This is a genomic window from Limnospira sp. PMC 1279.21, from assembly GCF_032349615.1.
GTDB lineage: Bacteria > Cyanobacteriota > Cyanobacteriia > Cyanobacteriales > Microcoleaceae > Limnospira > Limnospira fusiformis.
This window is the reverse complement of sequence record NZ_JARPLU010000009.1, coordinates 5,042-23,518: the sequence shown is the minus strand read 5'-3', so window position 1 is coordinate 23,518 and position 18,477 is coordinate 5,042. Positions and strand designations below refer to the sequence as shown.

Below are 18,477 nucleotides of genomic sequence, written 5' to 3'. Positions count from 1 at the left end.
ACCTAACATAACATAAATAGTCGGATTTCACATTCCACGACTAAACATTCATGTATGGATTTTTTTACAAATTAACCTTACTGTAAATCACTATAATTCATCTACAATTCTCATCAGTTTGTGTTGATATTCTTTCAAACTGGTTCTGATAGATTCTAAGTTGGGAAAACTATTCATTGCTATAGTTTGCGATTGCACAGTTCCATGATCATTTATCAATCTGGTTTTTAAGTCTGGAAATAAACTGTAAATATCTGAGTTTTTTATTTCTGCTTTCCATAGAATACATAAAAAATCCATAAATCCCGGTTTTACTTGATAAACATTCGCGTTATAAAAATTAACTATATTATATTTTATTAACTCAGATATCACATCATAAAAATGGAAATCCGTGAAAATATTGCAGTGAGTATCAATGTAGAATTCACTAGACTTTTTGGCTGCCAAGATAAGTTTATTAATATCTTGAGGAATGCGAGAAAGTGACTTACTGTTTATTTTGCCAGCCCACACATCAGCCGATTTCACGGGTCGATTGTAGTAGCGAGAGTTAAATACATGACGAAAAGCAGGTTTTTCTAACTTATTACAGTTGTTTTCTAAGAGTTCCCCCAAGCTGGTTAAAGGTTTCAAACAATCAAAAGTATAACGTTGATCAGGGATTATCAAAAATACTAAACCAGTATCAGTTAATAAATCAGAAATTTGATTCAGAAAACCAATCATGTTTGGTGTATGTTCAGCCACATGAGAAGCTACGATATAATCGTATTTTCCAGGGATATCGCTGAGAGTTATTTCTGACAGATTATAGGTCACATCCACTACAAAATTAGGATTATGACCAGTAGTTCGTTTTGCCAGTTCCTTTAACTCTTGTGTAGTTCTATAGTCTGCATAGTGCATTTTTCCTTGATATGGTGGCACAAAAGGTCGGTCAAATGCTCCAATTTCTAGACCAATGCTAGTTTTCATATCGACTAGATTAGTCAAGATACTTTTATAATATAAAAAACGCTCATTTTCTCTGGGATTTTTGATTTTGCCATTTACCTTTGGCGGATCATAGCTGGATTTTTCTAAAGGTGCATAAGATTGATTATGCAGACGATCATACCTTTGCGCTTCGGACTGAATAAATATCATAAATTTTTGCTCATACTGCTGTCTTACTCCCAAGGAAGTATAGATTGATGAAACATGATTTTCTAAATCTAGGGTGAGAGCCAAAATATCATGGTTTTCTAATGCGTTACTATAAGAGTTATGACTATCAAAATCTCCGGGTTTGAGACGGCTTTGGGGTGAACTTTCATTAACGGTAGCTCTTCCTCTAAGTTTTCTACATTTGTACTCCTGCAAAGACTTAGACTGATAGTGGTTAATCTGTCCCGGTTCATGATTAATATAACCTTGCTCTCTAATATGTTCCCCGGTTGGGTTGTTCCCAAATTTTAATTCTGTCCCATCAATATGAAAATATGTTGATCCAGGCTTTAAAACGGGTATGTGAATGTCGCAGTTTTTTATAGTGTCAATTTTTGATATACATTTAACGTGTTTGTGAACTACATGATTACTGGGAGCGCATTTAACAAATCTTTTAGTTACCAGTTCTGGGAGATACTCATTTTGCCCCCCAGAGCCAAACATAAGCCAATTAACCAGGATGCTATCTGCTCTGCTTTCAAACGATTTAATGCAGTCGTGAATAGACTTGAAATGCTTTAAAACCAGGAACTCGTCCATGTCTAGAAAACAAACCCATTCAAATAAATCCTTGTAAGTTTGAATGAAATGGCTATAGGCTGATTGCTGGGGTGGCTGACCAGGTACTCTTGGCTATTCTTGAAACTTACATAACCCTAATGCTGCTAGTTTTTGAAGCAGATCTAAACTATCATCCTGACTATCGTTGTCATAAATTAGAATTTCATCAAAGCCAACAATGAATCGATGATAAGCTATCCATTCTACTAAATATGGAGACTCATTTTTGGCGGTGGTACACAGAATAGTTTTAGAACTCATTGACTTGATTAAATTGATGGGGTTAAATATTTTAATAGCATTATTATACTTAATACTTGTATGTGATTATAAGTCAGCCACTTTTATGAATCATTAGTAACATCTTTCCCAATTCACATCAATTAGTTCCATAATATCAGATTAGTCAAAAATTTCCATGTCGGGTAATATCCTGCCTCTGACAAGTCCCTTGGTTTCCAAATTATTCCAGTTAACATCACTTTTAATTTGAAACTATCAGTGAGGTATCTTCAAGATGATCAAGCCAAGATTTAGATTGAGCAAGTTCCTTTTGAATTTGTTGCAATTGTTGAAAAGACCGCTTTAACTTACTATTGGAAAAGTCTATCAGATCAGATTCTTGATAGTCAAACGCTAACTGATTGGGAGTTTGAGCCTGCTGCTTCAGTAGAAGTTCATAGTTAAGAATACGTTCACGCTCTGCTATAGCATTTTTTAACTGAGGAAGAAAGCGTTGAATTGTTAAATCTTCTATATCATTGCGATCATAAGCCTTAAATAACTGTGGATTTCTGGGTTGCAGTGTAGTGGGCCTTCCACGTCTGGTCTTATAATCACCATCTTCTTGTGAACGAGTTTTATAATGATTAATTCGCAGCTTTTTTACCGAAGATATCTGAGTCCGAGATCCTCCTAGTAAAGGTTGCTTAGATTCGGTCACAGCTAAACCATCTAAGTAAGTAAACTCATGAGGGTTACCGGCTGAACCTAATGTTTTATCAGGACGAATAATTGATTTAACAACTTTATGAGATTCAAAATTATCTGGAGCTCGTTTTGTGTAGTTTTCTACCTGTAAACCTTTAGGTCTTTTGATATGACCAGAAGAACCAAAACATAACCAATTTACTACAACTGCCGGATAATCTTTAAATTCTTCTAAAACTTCTCGTATATCGTTTTTTTCGGTCGCAAATAAAAACTCATCTAAGTCAATAAATGCCATCCACTCAGATTCTCTACCATAATGCTTCAGGCAATGTTCATAGGCAGAAATTTGACCGGGATGCATAGGCCAGTCGTGGAAAATTACCTCGCCAGTTTGAATATAGGGAATTACAATATCTTGGGTGTTATCTACGCTGTTATTATTATACAAATAAAAACGTTCAACACCAACTAACTTATGAAACTCCAGCCATTCCATCAAATAACAGCCTTCGTCTCTCATAATGGCACATATGCTAAACCTACATTTTTCTCTCATTAACCTTTTCCTCGGCACAATAAAAACAGTTATTTTTATTTAGTGTTTAATCTTTGTACAAATCCACTACTATAGACAGGGGGCGACGTGGATTTTTGACACGATTATCATGATCAGGAGTTCGCATGATATATCCTTTGGAGTAGTCAATATCATGCATCACTGGCTGACCATTGGTGTCATAATAGTGCAACCAATTGGCTTTACAGTTCCGCAAGGGTGATAACTCAATCAGCGATCGCAATCTTTCATAAGTCGGCAACCAAACATGACCTCCTGGAGTTACCCGCTTACGTTTAGCGTCCCATTTTCCTCCCCCCTGGGGATCATAATAAGGTTCTCCTTGTTCATTTTTCCAGCATCGATTAATTAAATAATCACATCGATAATCTGGCACTGAAATCCTAATAAAACCCCCTGGCTTCATCACCCGGTAAATCTCAGGAAATGTCACAGCCAACAAATCAGCAGGTTCCATATGTTCTATAACATCCTCAGCTTGGAAACAGTCCACTACTTCATCAGGAATGGGCATAAGTTTGGTTAAATCATGTTTAATGTGCCATTGATCGGAACGATGATGAGCCAGCCCGACCCATCCATCCTGTTTAGCTTTGGGAGACAGAGAACCGGCATAGAGGCGGATGGGACTTTGTTGCCAAATCCTAGACCAATCTGAATCCGTGGATTGAAAATTAGGGGGTTTAACCCACCAGTCAGTTTGGCGTTGTGGATGAATTCTGCGATTATATTCCCAGTTTTGTAATAAATGATGAACGCGCTGGTAATAAGGTCTTTGAGCATCATCTAACATTAGTATACCGCCTGTCTTCAAAATTCTGATAGCTGCTTGGGCACACCGAACTCGGTTGCGTCCATCGACTAAAATCAGATCAAAAGATTCATCCTGAAAATCTTCACAGACTGCATGATAGGGCAGAGGCATCAACCTCAGATCGACCGGGTGACAACAATCATACTTAGCCAAGTCCCGCTTTACCCTATCATACCATTCTGGATTATGTTCTATCGAAACTACATTTTTGGTATAAGTGGAAAACCATACCGTAGAGCCACCACTTCCAAATTCTAAAACCCGAGCGTGGGGATTTTGCTGCAAAAATTGTTGCAAAAATTCAACTGCTCCATTGGCCAATAAGGGAGGCTTGATTTCTTGTCTTTGGTTAAGCTGTATCATAGGTTTAAGGTTTAAATCATTTTGCGGTAAGTATCCAAATTCCTTCATTAAATCATAAATTTCCGGTCTTTCAGATAGTTTTTGGGTAACATAGTTCATCTTTTGAGGGTCTTTTTTCCAAGTTCCTATTTTATCTGGTTCTAGTGGTTTAATATCCTTAATGGATTTTAAATAACCCGGGGAAATTGGCTCAAAATGTTTCCAGCAGTCAGAAAAAGGTCGATTTATTTCCAACCCAAATTGCACTGCCATTTTTTCTTGTATGGCATCAGGCTTAGTTACCAAGTCTTCATATTTAATCCATAGCACTCGTTCATGTTCTTTGACTTTTTTGAGGATTAGGGCATTGTCAATCCATCGTTTCGGATCTTTGATCCAGGGTTCACCAGGCTTTGCTCCATGTTCGGAAATCAATACATCTCTGGGATCGCGAATCATAAAAATGATCGCTGCATCCTCCACATCTAAAAAATGTTCGGATTGGACTTGCTTATAAGTCAAATTTTCTGGGCTTGGAAATGTCCCAAAAGTAATTTTTTGGGGATTACTTTTACTTGGTATTGGTATATCCTGTGCTGTTAGCACATGACTATTTTTAAAACCTGCACCGCACAAAAGTAACATTAGTGTGTTGCCAGAACGGGGACATCCTCGGATATAGACTCGTCGAATGGGAATGTGTTTTACAGACACTATTTCCCATAATTGATTAACCATACATTTAATAGTATAAACTATCTCATTCTCATTAGTGGAAATGGGTTGAAGTTTATCTAAGTGCTCCATTAACTGCCTAACTTGGATTTTAACTCTCCATAACTTCTCTTGATTTTCTTTCAGGTTGATTCGAGTTTGGTAAATCTGTTCTTGATTTTTTGCTAAAATTGCTTCTGTTCTATAAAGCTGATTTTGAGATTCAGCCAGCACCATTTCCATTTGACTGATACAAGCCTGAGAATGGACTGCAATACTTACAATCTCCTGTGACAATTGATGATCAGGAACTTTCTCAATATAGGCAGCTAACTCTAGTGAATTTGAAGTCAAGCTAGACATTGACTTCAGTTCATTTTTGATTTGCGATAAACGACTTACCATTTTTTCAATTTGATTTTCCATGGTTTCAATTTTAGGTATTCCATTAATTTTCAACAATTCTAATTTAGGAAAATTATCAGCTTTGATATTTAATTTTATAGGCTGATTAGTAATTGACGAACTATCGGTTATTAATTGATGTTTTTTTTGGCTGTAATAATTATAAACTTGTATGTCAACTGAGTTATAGTCATCACAAAATGCTACAAATTCTGTATAATTCAGTAACTCATCTTTGGAGATTGCTGGCATAACATTTTTATTTTCTCTATGTACTTCTGGGTTTATATTCAAGCCAACCAAATCTATATAGTCGCTAATAAATTGAAAATAGTTTTCGGTAATGCCTACCAAATCGAAATCATTTAAGTTATCAATAATTTCAGCAGGTTTCAAATCTTTATTTAGTCGAAAGTATTTAGATTGATTATTTTGAAACATACCTCTATAGTCACATAAAACTTGGATCAAATTTTGATAATTATTATGGATATTTCTTGATCTGATATCTAGCGACATTTTCTGAATAAATTGTGGATGAGAATTGAAAAATTCAGATTCTAAGTCATTGCTAATATAAATTACCCAATTTAAGTTAGATATTAGTTGCTCAATGGGATTTCTCAAGATGGTTACCAGATAGTAATCTTGACGCTCAAAATTTTTGTAAAAATCTTCTAGCCTGATGTGACCTGAAATAAAGTCAAAACTTTTCAATTGGTTTAAATTTTCTAAATTATCTATTTTTTTATACTTCTCACAATGATCTTCTCCGTAAAAATGTTTTTGCAAAAAATAATTAAAGGAAGTACCTGCGGTTTTACCAACATGAATAAAAAATGTTTTTTTCACTGGTTTATGCTTATAACGATTGACATCAAGCATGATAACTGGAACTATGGCATGGTTTTCCAGGACAACTTGTAGATAAAAATTCTGACTTCCCAGTAAAAATTCCTTTAAGTCCAGATTAAATTCAAATCCACTAGATTGACAATTAGCAATGTCTGGGTAATTTTGAGCAACTTTGGGTCTATGAATATTGACATAGCTTTGTGCCAAAACTTGTTCATCTTGAACGATTTCAACTGCAACAGCTGCCGATTTTTTTCCCAATACCCACCCACGTACATTAATTTGATTACTGAAAACCACTATATCAGATTTGGGGGAGTCAAGTATAAATCCTAATATCAGATGATTATCATATTTTAAATGATGCACATGGATACTTGTCGCTATAGTTATAGTCATATTTCATTAGATATTTTTACAGATAATCAACAACAGGTTTATCAAAGTTTCATGATCCAGGACTCAGAAGCTTATGTTATGAAATTCACTTTATAGCCACTTGCTATTATGAAAAAAAGAGGTGAAAACCTTATTTTGGTATCACTAAAGACTTCACAGCGATCGCACGTTTCATAAGTTGTTTCCATTCTTCAGAACTCGTTAGAGAAGCTGTGTCAAATGGCACTCCTTTTTCCTTAGCAAACTGACTGAAGTTCTCCAACCAATGGCTGAGAGTTTCCGTTTTGGACTTGGGAGAATATTTAAGCGATCGCTGTAAACATTGAGCCATTGTCCCCAAATCTCCAACTTGATAAGCACACCAAGCATCCCAGACAAAAAGCTGATATTTTCGTTCCTCACTCTGTTCACTAGAAGAATTAGCAACCATTTTATAAAACCGCAACTTTTCAGCTTCCAATTCCGTTTTATTCAGTGCTTTTTGCGACCGTTGTAACTCCCCTTGGGTTTGCTGTAGTTGATGTTGAGATGATTCTAACTCCTGTTCCGTCGCCTGCAATTTTGCCTGATACTGAGCGATCGCTTTTTCCATCTCATCTTGCTGTTCAATTGATTCTTCCCCAAGTCGTTTCCACTCTTCCAGTTGATTTTTATACTGGGTTTGTTGTTGCTGACTTTCAGCTAAATACAATTGACAGGTCTCCAAGTTCCCTTGAGTTTGATGTAATTGTACCAGAGTTCGCTGATGATTTTTCTCAACCTGGTTAAGTTTAAGCAAAGACTGACTCAATTGGATCTCAGTTTTCTCCAGTTGTGGCTCAAGTCGTTCTAATTCTGCTAGATACTGATCCGAATATTCTAGTTTCCCTTGGGTATAATGAAGTTGGGCAATAGTTCGCATCTGGGTTTTGTTCGCTTGCTCCAGTTCTAGTCTTGATTGACTCAACATCATCTCAGTTTTCATCAGCCGAGACTCATACTCATTCAGTTCCCGGTTTTGTTGCTCCGCCTGTTCTAGTTCTTCCTGCGTATGGTGTAGTTGGGATTGATATTTCATCACGTCCCATTGAGTTTGACTTAACTGTGATTTGGCTTGTTCTAGTTCTTCCTGAACTTGGCTAAACTGCGATCGCAGTCCTGTCAGTTGATTGTGAGACTCCTGTAAAATTGACTCAGTTTTTTGCAGTTGACTGTGGGTTTTTTCTAGAACCCCTTCCGTTTGTTCCAACTGAGATTTGAACTGTTCTACAATCGACTCTGTTTCCTGTAGCTGAGACCTAGTTTCTTCCAATTCATCGCGAGTTGGGTTTAACTGAGACAGAGTTTCTTCAAGTTTAGCTTGAGTCCCTTCTAACTCAACCCTAAGAGACTTATTTTCGGCGGCGGACAGTCGATAATTCGCCCAATCTCTAAAAGCCCACGCCATATAGGGAGAAGACTTAATCTGATTATTCCATGATAAATCTGGAGTTTGATTAGGATGCCATCCCCGACTCTCTAGTTCCTGATACATTTCTATGGCTTCAGGAAAATAATAATCTATTAAGCTGGGACGTTGACCATCTTCTGATATATTGGCTTGCATTAGGGAATCATCATAAACCGCCGGAGAAGGATTAGTTAGATTTATCCCGAATTTCTGATTAATTTCCGCTACATATTTATCTTGATATTTGACAATTGTTTCTATGTTTGCCAATAAACATTTATCACCATATTTATTATAAAAATCTAAGACTTTCTGATTATAAAATATCCAATATTTAACTGCTAGTTCGGGTTGATTTCTAAAAATTTCATCTCCTCGGCGGTACAGAGAATCTATCACATCCCACGGAGAACGGTAAATCAACAGAAACTTAGCATCAGGTAATAACTGCGCCCAAAAATCTAAAAATAGTGTCGTCCGAGGTTCTTTCCATCCCCAAATATGACTCAGAGAATTTTTGTCAACAATGGCATTTGCTTTGTCGATAAACTCGTCGGGAACATCCAGGTTTTCTTGTAATGTCCAACCATCTATATTAACACCTTGCGATCGCAATAAATCTAGGTGAAATTCAAAAAAATCAATATTCTCAAAGTAGCCTTTGGGGTTAAACTCAGTTCCCTGCATTAGCCGACGACCAACGTGCAACCCAGCACTTTGCAATAATGAAGCGGTCAAGGATGTACCTGAACGGTGCATTCCTGTCATAATTAAAACCTGGGATTCGCTCTTTTTATCTGGCATGGTATAAATGTCGGTTTATCTTTAGTTTATAAGTGAATGGCAAATATAGCGTTTATTAAGGTTCATAACTGACTAGCTACTAACCCTGACAGCCTCGCCCGCCAGTCGGTGGGAGTTTACCATAAATCCTCCAGATGGTTCAGGATTTCCATAAATGCTGTCCGTTCTTTCATTAAACCATGTTCAGCGACCGTTTGAAAGGCTGCTTTTTTGACCAGAGACTTCCGCACCTCAGAAAAGGCGATCGCCTCTTTGACCGATTCTAACAGTCCTTCCACAGTATACTTGGGTCGCAGACAATTGTAACCGGGAAAACAGAAACACCGATTCCCTATACAATCTGGACAGATGGTAAGAGTCCCCATAGCCATGGCTTCTAGGGCGGGAAGGTAAAATCCCTCTCCCTCTTCGCGGTTAGGCAGGAGTATCGTAATTTTAGCACGGTTGAGGTACTGTAGATAATCTCTTCTGGGAATTAGGGATGTCAGCAGTTGCACCCCATAGCCCATTGCTGCTAACCTTTGTTGTAACTGTTCGCCTAGTTCCGGTTGTTTAAGGGCCGAAATCAGGATTTCGATATCCCGTTGGGGGTCGGGTCGGGGTTGGGGGAAACTACTGGTATCTAAGCCATTGGGGATAATAAACAGGGGTCCATTGACTCGACGTGATTCTGCCAGATAGGTTCCCACTTCTGGGCCAACACAAATGCGGATCGCTTTATGGTTGAGAAACTGATAGCGGGGATTATCTGGGTAGGCGTGCCGGATGTGCTGAATTAGATTAATAATTGGTATGGGGGAGTTGTGGCGCTGGCTGGCTGATAAAAATTCCCAGTCCATACCGTCCATAAAGATAATGTGGGGATCTGATAGCGGTTGAGATAAAATTAGTTGTTTGTCAATATTGAACCACGGGTTATTAGCATCGATCGCACTTTCGGGAGAAAAATAAATCTGGGGTAGGTAGTCCGGGGAATCGAGAATATGATTAAAATAATCCCAGACTTTTAAATGACCTCCGGTTAGTCCCCGATAATCTCGATAAAATAAAATAGATTTTCGCTGTGGTAAGCTAGGTGGTATAATTGCCGGGGATGGACTACCCTGGGCGGGTAACTGTTCCATCTGGTGGGAGATTTGTTCTAGCCACGACTGCGATCGCTCTAACTCCGAGTCGATTTGTTCTAATTTTTGGCGGTCAAATTCCATAAATTATGTACAATTGGGAGGGATGGCTCGATTGAGTAAGGGGATGGGAACATCCAGTTAAACTGTGGGTCATTCTCTAGGGCGGGTCATAACCAACAAATATCAATCATCTGTTCTTCCATATCAAAATATAGTCAAAAATCCTAACATGAGCGTCAGTTATTTCGACACAGCCAATCAACTCCTAAGAAAAGGTCAGTTAGACGAGGCGATCGCATCCTACAATCAGGCGATCGCCGCCAGTCCTAAATCAGCTTGGTATTATCATAACTTGGGAGAAGCCCTCAGCCAACAGGGAAAAATCGACGAAGCTATTGCAGCCTACCGTCAAGCTACGGAACTTAACCCTAATTCTGCCTGGTCTTATGATAATCTGGGAACCCTCCTAAATCAACAGGGTAACCTACCAGAAGCCGTTCGTTGTTTCCGCCAGGCTATTGAACTTGACCCATATTTCTGGCAGTTTTACCACAATTTAGCCCTAGTCCTGATCAAACAAGGCCACCCAGAGGAGGCCGTTTCCCTATTGCAAAAAGCCATTGAGTTAACAGCCGATGATGCCGAACTATACCACAGCTTGGGTAAAGCCTACCACCAACAACAGCAATATTCAGAAGCAGTTACAGCCTATCGTCAGGGGTTAGAATTAAACCCTTATTGGTCTGACTGTTATATGAGTTTGGGTCAAACTTTGGAGGCTTTGGGAGAAACCGAAGAGGCGATCGCCTCCTATCGTCGAGCCTACGAACTTAATCCCAATTTATCAGAAGCCCTGCCCAAATTGCAAACAGTCCTGGAGTCCCAAGGACGTTGGGAGGAATTAGCCACCCTATACCGTCGCTGTTGTATTGTTGATCCTAACTCAGCCACCAGTCATAAATACCTGGGAACAGCTTTAGCCAATAGTGGAAAGCTATCGGAAGCGGCGGAGAGTTATCAGAAAGCCTTGGAGTTAGACCCAAATTTGGTAGAAATTCTGCAACCCCTAGGACAGGTTTTAACCCAATTAAATCAATGGGAAGCCGCCGTTGATATATTCCGAAAAGCCACCCAAGTCGATCCTAACTCTGCTTCATTCTACCATCAATTAGGGCAGGCTTTAACCAAATGCGATCGCCTATCAGAAGCACTCGCCGCCTATCAAAAGGCTTCCGAACTGCATCCCACTTCCACCCCAGTCCTGTTTGATTTAGGTCAGGTCTTGACTAAACTTTACCATTGGTCGGAGGCGATCGCCACCTATCAAAAAGCCTTATATCTTAATCCCCCCAACCAGGCTGAAATTCAAACTCATCTACAGGAAGTTCAGGACAAGCAACGCCACCTAGACGAGGAAATCGCCGCCTATAGCGAAAGCCATGAGTTTCATCCCAATTCTAGCGAATCCTACGAAAAATTTGCACAGTTTCTCAGAAGCAAGGGAAAAATCGAAGATGCGATCATAGGATTTCACCAAGCCTGTATTCTCAATCCCCAGTCAGCCGTAGCCTATCATCAACTAGGTTATACCCTAGCTCAGAGTCAACGCTGGGATGAGGCAATTATAGCTTATCGAAAAGCTGGCGAACTTAATCCGCACTCTCCCCATGTACAATATCACCTGGGACAAGCCTTGGCTGAGGAAGGACGCTTAGAGGAAGCGATCGCTCATTTCAAACAGTCCATCACCATTGACCCAGAATTTGAAGAGGGTTATGATGCTCTCAAGCAGGCGATCGCAAAAAAAAAAGGTAGCCTCTAAAACCGATCCGATTTCTCATTATCGGCATTTACTCCAAGCCAGTCCCAACAACCCTGATCTCCATCAGGAGTTGGGACAGCTTTTGCATAGCCAGGGTCAAACCCAATTAGCGATCGCTCATTATCAAAAAGCCATAGACCTCCAGCCGGGACCTGTTCACCTGTGGTTTTATCGCAATTTAGGAGAAGCCATGGTGACTGATGAACATTCCAGGCGACCTTAGCCAGAGTTTCCCATGCAGCCAACCTACACCACCCATAGTCACTGGATGCGACAGGCCTTAAAACTAGGCGCAGCAGCAGGAGAAGCCGGAGAAGTCCCCGTCGGTGCAGTCATTGTCAATCAACAGGGAAAACTGATTGCCCAGGGGGAAAATCGCCGGGAACGCGATCGAGACCCCACCGCCCATGCTGAGATTATAGCATTACGGCAAGCCAGTCAGGTATTAGGAGATTGGCATTTAGACACCTGCACCCTGTATGTCACCCTAGAACCCTGTCCCATGTGTGCAGGAGCCATTATTCAAGCTAGGATAGGTTTATTGGTCTATGGTGCCGACGACCCCAAAACTGGCAGCATTCGCACCGTTTTCAATCTTCCAGACAGTCCCGCCTCCTATCATCGTCTCCCTGTCCTAGGGGGTATTCTCGAATCATCCTGTCGCCAACAACTGCAATCCTGGTTTGCTCAACATCGCGCTAATATGTAACCATTGAGACAATCTAATAACTGTCATCCTCTGCCATGACAGAGGGGGTTAAAGGATTTACCTTAGACTTATAGAGTTTAGAAATCCCAAATTATTGTCATGGTAACAGTTCAATCGATTAAACCCTGGTCTAATTTATCTCCTTCTAGCCAGACTAAATCCTCTGGTGTCGCGCATTGGTTAACTTCTATTGTTTATCCCCTGGGACGCTATGGGGTTCTTCCCTTCTATTTTAAAAAGATTACCGTCACCGGACAGGAGAATTTACCCAAAGATGGTCCGGTGATTTTAGCGCCTACCCATAGATCTCGTTGGGATGCTTTTATTGTACCATTTGCAACAGGTCCTTATGTCACTGGACGAGATTCGCGGTTTATGGTAACTGCTGATGAAATGCAAGGACTTCAAGGGTGGTTTATTCGCCAAATCGGAGGGTTTGCGGTTAATCAAAAACATCCAGCGATCGCCACTTTGCGATATGGCGTTGATTTACTGCGCCAGGGAGAAATGTTAGTGATTTTTCCAGAAGCAGGCATTTTTAGGGATCACCAAATTCACCCTCTCAAAGCCGGATTAGGTCGTTTGGCAATTCAGGCTGAATCCCACTATCCTAATTTAGGGGTTAAGATTGTGCCTATATCTATCCATTATAGCCCCAATATTCCCCATTGGCGCTCTGAAGTTAACGTCACAATTGGGAAACCCCTAGAAGTCAAAAAATATGCCACAGGTCCCGCAAAAAAAGAATCTATCAGGTTGATGTCAGACTTAAATCAGGCTTTAATCGAGATTGATAGTTTGTAGTATATATGAATAATTTACCTCAATTTAACTCCGGTCAAATTGTAGCTATTGATGCTGAAAATACCTCTCTTTATGCCGAGGTAATTCAAGTCGTTATCCTGCGCCAAGTCTGTTGGGTGCGTCCCTTAATGCTCGTGGAATTGACCACAGAAAATCAGCCCCTTTGCTATGATTTGCGAGACAGTGCTGATTTGATTTGGCCCTGGGAGTTATTTAGGGTAGCTTTGGATACAGAAGTAATACCTTTTTTAGTCGCATTAAATCCCCCAGAACAAAAGCAGGAAATGTTACCCAGAAACCATCAACGTTTTCGAGAGTTTATTTCCCAAATTTGGCTCAATCATTCCCAGGTTTTTCGGGAAGTTAGATAAAGATTCCCTTTTCTCTTGACAAATCCTAGGAATTGACTTATACTTATATCATGGGAAAATGTGGCGGCATATATATGGCTTTCCGGGAAGGAACCGAAGACCTCCACCACCAGATTAATCTAGTAGTTGTATATTTAACTCCTCCAATGTCTCCGAATTTTCATCAATAGTAATAGTATTAGGTAAAAGTTGCCGAAACGTTGGTTAAGATGCCAATTTATGGTTTCATCTGTATCAACACTGACACGGATATTAGTAGAAAAATTGCGCCTACCCCAAAAATATTGCAGACCCAAACTCGAAGACCTATCTAAATCCCCACTCCCAAATAATGTCAATCCCCGCCCAAGTCTCCAGTTGAGACTATACCAAGTTATATCAAAGTCACTATTGAAAGTTGCATAAAATTGTCGAGAATCCCAAACCACATCGGCATTAATATTAGCATCATCCCCCACAAAGCCAGAAATACCTACTCGCAAAGGTGTTCCTTTAGGCTGATAAAAAACTTCCGCCAAACCACGGGTAGATGAATCATAAATGCCACCTAAACCGACTGTTCAATCTTCAGTTATCCCCCAACGCTGAGAAACTCCGGCATTAAATTCGTTGAGTTCTCCCCAAAAATCATGACCGGGATTAAAACGACGCTGCCACCCCCCAGAAATTACTAATGCTGATGCTCCTTGAGGCAGTTGTTCTGGTAAAATGGTAAACCTAGCTTCTTCTATGATGGGTTCACTAATTAGAGAACCGCCAGGGTAAAGTAAAACATAGTAATTTCTGCCAACCTGTCTACCTACAGGAACATTATCAAAACGGTAAAAGCCAGAATTATCGACAAACTGTTCTGCTATGACTTCCCCACGATAACGACTCGATACCAGTTGTGCTAAAGTTCCTGGTTCAGCATTACCTGTTATGGTGGGGGTGACTTGTTCTGGTTGCAAACGTTGGCGAGGGTTGGCGGCACCACTACCCAATAATGAACTAGGAGAATATCCCCGCCTTTGAATAGTAGTAAATCCCCAAAAGTCACCTGTAGTCCTTTGGTCTCGCCAAAATCTCCGTTGAGAACCTAAAAAATAATCGCTAGATTCAGTTTGGCGGATGATTTGAAATTAGGATAATCGCCAGGTTTCGCTGTCGGTTATGTCTCCCTGATTAAGCGTGAGAAACCAACTACTATCTAAAACTGTTCCGACGGCGGATAGGCGACCTGTGTTGTTCAGGTCAACACCTTGGTTTTTGGTAAGATTAACCCGCTGTTCTATCATACCAATGTTAAAGTTGGGGGGGGGAAATTTCTGGCAATCCTTCTAAAATTACTGGCGGTCTTTCCCGGCTGGTTCTTCTCCCCCTTCTGACTTCGGGGACATCAAAAATAATTGCATATTCCCGAAAACTAAATTCTGATTCAATATCAAATAAGTCTTGAATATCTTGCACAGAAAGGACTAACCCTAATTCGGGGTAGTTGCGAATTTAATCGAGGTTAAGGCGGACAATTTTAAAAGGCGATCGCAAGTCGACTTCATTATCTGATATAACTGTAGATGTAAACTTTATGACCTGCAAAACTTCATCATAAGGAATTAGCCAATCCCCAAAATTTATCACCTCATTATCCGTTACTGACCCGCGCACAAATACCCCAGTTTTAAAATTGCGCCTACCAGCATTTAAGCCAATCATAAAAATCGTGAATTCCGGTGATTCTGGGGTGATTTCCTCTGTGATGTCTGGGACAAGCAGATTGTATCCACAAATTTTCAACAGCCATCAGGGTAAACAACTCCCCCAAAATAAACACTTATAAATATTTGGTATAACTCAGTGTTAAAACTGCCTTAATTGCTGTCATATTATGGCAGTATTTTACTGATAATATACTCCATTCATCACCATGTTAAGGAACGGCTAATGTTACGCTGAATGGTATTTTTGTATTCCGGTTTACTCCCCAACCCAAATTTCCAGAAACTTGATAATCTCCCGGTTCAAGGGGTTGATTATAATTGATATTAACCAAACGTTCTTTTTCCGCAATCACCGTAGTATCTACACCACGACCACTCTGGATTTCCTGATTTCCTTGAGAAATTACCCATTCTGGTTGCACAATCACACTGGCTTGTCCACTATTACGAACCAATAAATGTAAACGATTCGATTCGGGATTATAGCGAACATTAACAATATCTAAATCGTGAGCAATATCTCCCTTGCGAACATAGACTGCTACCCCAATTTGGGGAACAATAGTCGTCCTTAATACAAAATTTCTGGTTTCATCTGTTTGTTCCTCAATGATGGCTTCTAAATTTTCGGTAATTAGCATTGCTCGATATTCTCCGTCGGGTCAACTCGGTCGCATATCAAGCAGATGTTGCATTGTGTAGTAAAAAACTGATTAATTTATTTACTGGCAAGGGTTTCAGCTTTTTTTAAATCAAACGCCCTTTTTACGGTTGCACTTGACCATCTGGGAAAACTCGGATGTTAACTGGGTTAAAGAAAAGAAGGCAGATTAGACGATCGCCAGCCTAGAACATTCTCTATTGATGGGATGTGTGGCAAAATCAGGGTCAGAATTAGGGATGTTGGGGATTCTGAATCAAAAAGCCCGTCTTAGTTGACTTCCCCGCAACCGAGACTCCCGTAACAGAACAACATCACAGGGATGATGCCTTTTTTAAGCCTTCCCAAACTATCCCTAGTGTTAGGGATAGTTTAGGAGTGCTTTTGACTAGACCCTGAAGCAAGCTAACAATGTTATTGAAAGCTCTAACTATTGGCGATAAGCGCGATATTTAGATCGCGTCTTTGACTAGGATATCATACTTTTTCTCATTTTTATATCCGATTTGTGCAACTTTTTCAGGGTTGAGGGATATTCCCCGAAGCAACGATAGAATTGCTCGGAAAATCTGCCCATGTGGGAGAAGCCGTAGGCGCTGGCGATCGCATAAATGGTGCTTGGGTCTGCACTAGGTCCGCAAAGTTCTTCCCGGACGGCGTTCAGTTTGCGGGCGCGAATATATTGCTGTACCCCTACGCCGGTAATTTCTTTGAAGGCGTATTGCATGGCTCTGGGGGAAATGCAACACTGTTGACATAACTCCTCATTGGTGAAGTTTTTGGCTAAATTACTGTCGATCATGGCCTGGACTGTGGCAAAGATCCAATACCGTCGAGTGGGTTTGAAAATTTGGCGATCGCCACGCTGTTCAAAGGTATAGTCTAATAATTCCCGAAACTGACACAAAAATTTTTCTCGCAACAGTGCGGCTTCCTGGGGAGTCAAAAGACCTCGACGATACAGACATTCAGCCGTAGGAAACCACTGCTGCATAAATCTGGTGAAGTTGGCAAACCTAATCGGGTGGACGGTCAAAACTGCTTGATTCGGGTCCTGGCTATTTTCCCAAAATTTCTCTGGTAATAGGTCCAGGTTGGCTAGGAGTTCATCATTAAAACAAATATATAAACCATGCCAACCGGGGGGAAAACCTGATGTATATTCGATCTGGCTGCGATGAACGGCGATCGCATTACCAATGGGGTCTGTATAGCCCATCCAAGACAATATGGGATGATGGGGATACAAGCCCAGGGAAAAATGGGTTTCTCCTTCGGGAATTACATGGCGATCGCTAAACAGATTTTCCGTGAAAAAATGCGCTATTTCTATCCCCGGAAAAGCTACTTCTCGATGTTCGATGCGAAATACTCCTTCTCCTAAATGAAACCCCTCTATCCAGGTGGGTAATACTTCACTCTGAGAGTCTAGCGCCAAGGCCCGACGAACGTTGTACTGGGCACACATCGGGTGATACAGATCTATACGGTTGACCATAATCTGCTTCAATATATGGGGATTAGTTGTAACACCCAATCATTGATGATACAACGGTTCAATGTGTCTTCATCCTACCAAAATTTAGATGGGGATTAGTTGTAACACCCAATCATTGATGATACAACGGTTCAATGTGTCTTCATCCTACCAAAATTTATGCCCGATAATTCTATCTTTCCTCTTGACAAACTCCCATAAGTTGACATATACTAGAAGCATGGGAAAATGTGCGGGCATATATCAGTTTTTTGGTTATCCTTGATATATTCGGGCATTCTCCTGGAACTATCTGTAATTGGGGCAGTTTCTGAGACTCCTGCCACCACCTTTAGGGGGACTGGGGGGGTTTCGGCTACTTCCTCACCTCCCCAGGAAAATATTATAGCGTTTCTCATCTCCATAAGGTACGGCCCTCACCCAAAACCCCTCTCCCAGAAAGAGAGAGGGGCTTGGAAACGTACCTCATGAGTCCGGGAACTGCTATAATCAACCTTCCCTCTGTCGAGAGGGTTTTGGGTGGTGTAACTAAGGAGTGATTTTACTGATAAGTTATCCCCGCATTTCGCATTCTGTCTATGGCTTCTTGAATGCGGCTTTCTTTGTTAGTTAAAGCCATGCGGATAAAACCTTCTCCCGCCGCGCCATAACCGTTCTCATCTCCATAAGGTACGGCCCTCACCCCAAACCCCTCTCCCAGAAAGAGAGAGGGGCTTGGAAACGTACCTCATGAGTCCGGG

At 40.6% G+C, this 18,477-nt stretch carries 19 protein-coding genes and 1 pseudogene; 5 read left to right on the top strand and 15 right to left on the bottom strand.

Annotation, left to right across the window (positions count from 1 at the left end):
* Window positions 1–90: 90 nt before the first annotated feature.
* The 7 genes and pseudogenes from P5683_RS02640 to P5683_RS02610 all read right to left on the bottom strand — a co-directional run bounded on the left by P5683_RS02640 (window position 91) and on the right by P5683_RS02610 (window position 10,253).
* Entirely contained in the window at window positions 91–909 is an 819-nt protein-coding gene (locus tag P5683_RS02640) for a class I SAM-dependent methyltransferase (RefSeq protein WP_315644828.1), read from the bottom strand.
* Window positions 910–1,455: 546 nt separating this feature from the next.
* Window positions 1,456–1,800, bottom strand: a pseudogene (locus P5683_RS02635) (glycosyltransferase family 92 protein); the annotation flags it as partial.
* Window positions 1,801–1,845: 45 nt separating this feature from the next.
* Window positions 1,846–2,034, bottom strand: a complete 189-nt coding sequence (locus tag P5683_RS02630) for a glycosyltransferase family 2 protein (protein WP_315641731.1) — start codon at window positions 2,032–2,034, stop codon at window positions 1,846–1,848.
* Window positions 2,035–2,257: 223 nt separating this feature from the next.
* Window positions 2,258–3,226 (bottom strand): glycosyltransferase family 92 protein, encoded by a 969-nt coding sequence (locus tag P5683_RS02625; protein ID WP_187757863.1) that lies wholly within the window; start codon window positions 3,224–3,226, stop codon window positions 2,258–2,260.
* A gap of 82 nt (window positions 3,227–3,308) precedes the next feature.
* Window positions 3,309–6,812, bottom strand: a complete 3,504-nt coding sequence (locus P5683_RS02620; RefSeq protein WP_315641732.1) for a methyltransferase domain-containing protein — start codon at window positions 6,810–6,812, stop codon at window positions 3,309–3,311.
* A 130-nt stretch (window positions 6,813–6,942) separates the two neighbouring features.
* Window positions 6,943–9,045: a sulfotransferase gene (locus P5683_RS02615; protein WP_187757860.1), complete on the bottom strand. Its 2,103-nt coding sequence runs from the start codon at window positions 9,043–9,045 to the stop codon at window positions 6,943–6,945.
* A 116-nt stretch (window positions 9,046–9,161) separates the two neighbouring features.
* Entirely contained in the window at window positions 9,162–10,253 is a 1,092-nt protein-coding gene (locus P5683_RS02610; protein WP_315641735.1) for a glycosyltransferase, read from the bottom strand.
* Window positions 10,254–10,401: 148 nt separating this feature from the next.
* On the opposite strand from P5683_RS02610, the gene P5683_RS02605 reads away from it, so the two are divergent.
* The 5 genes from P5683_RS02605 to P5683_RS02585 all read left to right on the top strand — a co-directional run bounded on the left by P5683_RS02605 (window position 10,402) and on the right by P5683_RS02585 (window position 13,878).
* Window positions 10,402–11,994, top strand: a complete 1,593-nt coding sequence (locus P5683_RS02605) for a tetratricopeptide repeat protein (protein ID WP_193520869.1) — start codon at window positions 10,402–10,404, stop codon at window positions 11,992–11,994.
* Window positions 11,948–12,217, top strand: a complete 270-nt coding sequence (locus P5683_RS02600; protein ID WP_228116386.1) for a tetratricopeptide repeat protein — start codon at window positions 11,948–11,950, stop codon at window positions 12,215–12,217. The genes P5683_RS02605 and P5683_RS02600 overlap by 47 nt, the downstream gene beginning before the upstream one ends.
* 12 nt (window positions 12,218–12,229) lie before the next feature.
* Entirely contained in the window at window positions 12,230–12,703 is a 474-nt protein-coding gene (gene tadA, locus P5683_RS02595; protein WP_006623933.1) for a tRNA adenosine(34) deaminase TadA, read from the top strand.
* 99 nt (window positions 12,704–12,802) lie between these two features.
* A complete protein-coding gene (locus P5683_RS02590) occupies window positions 12,803–13,507 on the top strand; it encodes a 1-acyl-sn-glycerol-3-phosphate acyltransferase (RefSeq protein ID WP_006623932.1) in 705 nt (234 codons plus the stop codon).
* A 5-nt stretch (window positions 13,508–13,512) separates the two neighbouring features.
* Window positions 13,513–13,878 (top strand): hypothetical protein, encoded by a 366-nt coding sequence (locus P5683_RS02585; RefSeq protein WP_006623931.1) that lies wholly within the window; start codon window positions 13,513–13,515, stop codon window positions 13,876–13,878.
* Window positions 13,879–14,012: 134 nt separating this feature from the next.
* Here the strand turns inward: P5683_RS02585 and P5683_RS02580 are convergent, their stop codons facing one another.
* The 8 genes from P5683_RS02580 to P5683_RS02545 form a co-directional block, all read right to left on the bottom strand.
* Window positions 14,013–14,396 carry a hypothetical protein gene (locus P5683_RS02580; RefSeq protein ID WP_006623929.1) on the bottom strand — a complete coding sequence of 128 codons (384 nt, stop codon included), beginning with the start codon at window positions 14,394–14,396 and terminating at the stop codon, window positions 14,013–14,015.
* A gap of 42 nt (window positions 14,397–14,438) precedes the next feature.
* Entirely contained in the window at window positions 14,439–14,861 is a 423-nt protein-coding gene (locus P5683_RS02575) for a hypothetical protein (RefSeq protein ID WP_006623928.1), read from the bottom strand.
* Between the two features lie 138 nt (window positions 14,862–14,999).
* The gene (locus tag P5683_RS02570) at window positions 15,000–15,155 is read right to left on the bottom strand and encodes a hypothetical protein (RefSeq protein WP_006623927.1); all 156 of its coding nucleotides are present in this window, start codon (window positions 15,153–15,155) and stop codon (window positions 15,000–15,002) included.
* Between the two features lie 7 nt (window positions 15,156–15,162).
* Entirely contained in the window at window positions 15,163–15,327 is a 165-nt protein-coding gene (locus P5683_RS02565; RefSeq protein WP_006623926.1) for a hypothetical protein, read from the bottom strand.
* Between the two features lie 36 nt (window positions 15,328–15,363).
* On the bottom strand, window positions 15,364–15,654 hold the full coding sequence (locus P5683_RS02560) for a hypothetical protein (protein ID WP_228116387.1): 291 nt from the start codon (window positions 15,652–15,654) through the stop codon (window positions 15,364–15,366).
* 133 nt (window positions 15,655–15,787) lie between these two features.
* Window positions 15,788–16,219, bottom strand: a complete 432-nt coding sequence (locus tag P5683_RS02555) for a hypothetical protein (protein ID WP_006623923.1) — start codon at window positions 16,217–16,219, stop codon at window positions 15,788–15,790.
* Between the two features lie 489 nt (window positions 16,220–16,708).
* Window positions 16,709–17,707: a helix-turn-helix domain-containing protein gene (locus tag P5683_RS02550; RefSeq protein WP_315639397.1), complete on the bottom strand. Its 999-nt coding sequence runs from the start codon at window positions 17,705–17,707 to the stop codon at window positions 16,709–16,711.
* 571 nt (window positions 17,708–18,278) lie between these two features.
* Window positions 18,279–18,419, bottom strand: coding sequence for a hypothetical protein (locus P5683_RS02545; protein WP_006623921.1), 141 nt, complete (start codon window positions 18,417–18,419; stop codon window positions 18,279–18,281).
* Window positions 18,420–18,477 lie beyond the last annotated feature (58 nt).

Coding starts and splice junctions, on each gene's coding strand:
- P5683_RS02640 (WP_315644828.1), bottom strand. CDS start 909: ATGCACTATGCAGACTATAGAACTACACAAGAGTTAAAGGAACTGGCA.
- P5683_RS02630 (WP_315641731.1), bottom strand. CDS start 2,034: ATGAGTTCTAAAACTATTCTGTGTACCACCGCCAAAAATGAGTCTCCA.
- P5683_RS02625 (WP_187757863.1), bottom strand. CDS start 3,226: ATGAGAGACGAAGGCTGTTATTTGATGGAATGGCTGGAGTTTCATAAG.
- P5683_RS02620 (WP_315641732.1), bottom strand. CDS start 6,812: ATGACTATAACTATAGCGACAAGTATCCATGTGCATCATTTAAAATAT.
- P5683_RS02615 (WP_187757860.1), bottom strand. CDS start 9,045: ATGCCAGATAAAAAGAGCGAATCCCAGGTTTTAATTATGACAGGAATG.
- P5683_RS02610 (WP_315641735.1), bottom strand. CDS start 10,253: ATGGAATTTGACCGCCAAAAATTAGAACAAATCGACTCGGAGTTAGAG.
- P5683_RS02605 (WP_193520869.1), top strand. CDS start 10,402: ATGAGCGTCAGTTATTTCGACACAGCCAATCAACTCCTAAGAAAAGGT.
- P5683_RS02600 (WP_228116386.1), top strand. CDS start 11,948: ATGATGCTCTCAAGCAGGCGATCGCAAAAAAAAAAGGTAGCCTCTAAA.
- tadA (WP_006623933.1), top strand. CDS start 12,230: ATGCAGCCAACCTACACCACCCATAGTCACTGGATGCGACAGGCCTTA.
- P5683_RS02590 (WP_006623932.1), top strand. CDS start 12,803: ATGGTAACAGTTCAATCGATTAAACCCTGGTCTAATTTATCTCCTTCT.
- P5683_RS02585 (WP_006623931.1), top strand. CDS start 13,513: ATGAATAATTTACCTCAATTTAACTCCGGTCAAATTGTAGCTATTGAT.
- P5683_RS02570 (WP_006623927.1), bottom strand. CDS start 15,155: ATGATAGAACAGCGGGTTAATCTTACCAAAAACCAAGGTGTTGACCTG.
- P5683_RS02555 (WP_006623923.1), bottom strand. CDS start 16,219: ATGCTAATTACCGAAAATTTAGAAGCCATCATTGAGGAACAAACAGAT.
- P5683_RS02550 (WP_315639397.1), bottom strand. CDS start 17,707: ATGTGTGCCCAGTACAACGTTCGTCGGGCCTTGGCGCTAGACTCTCAG.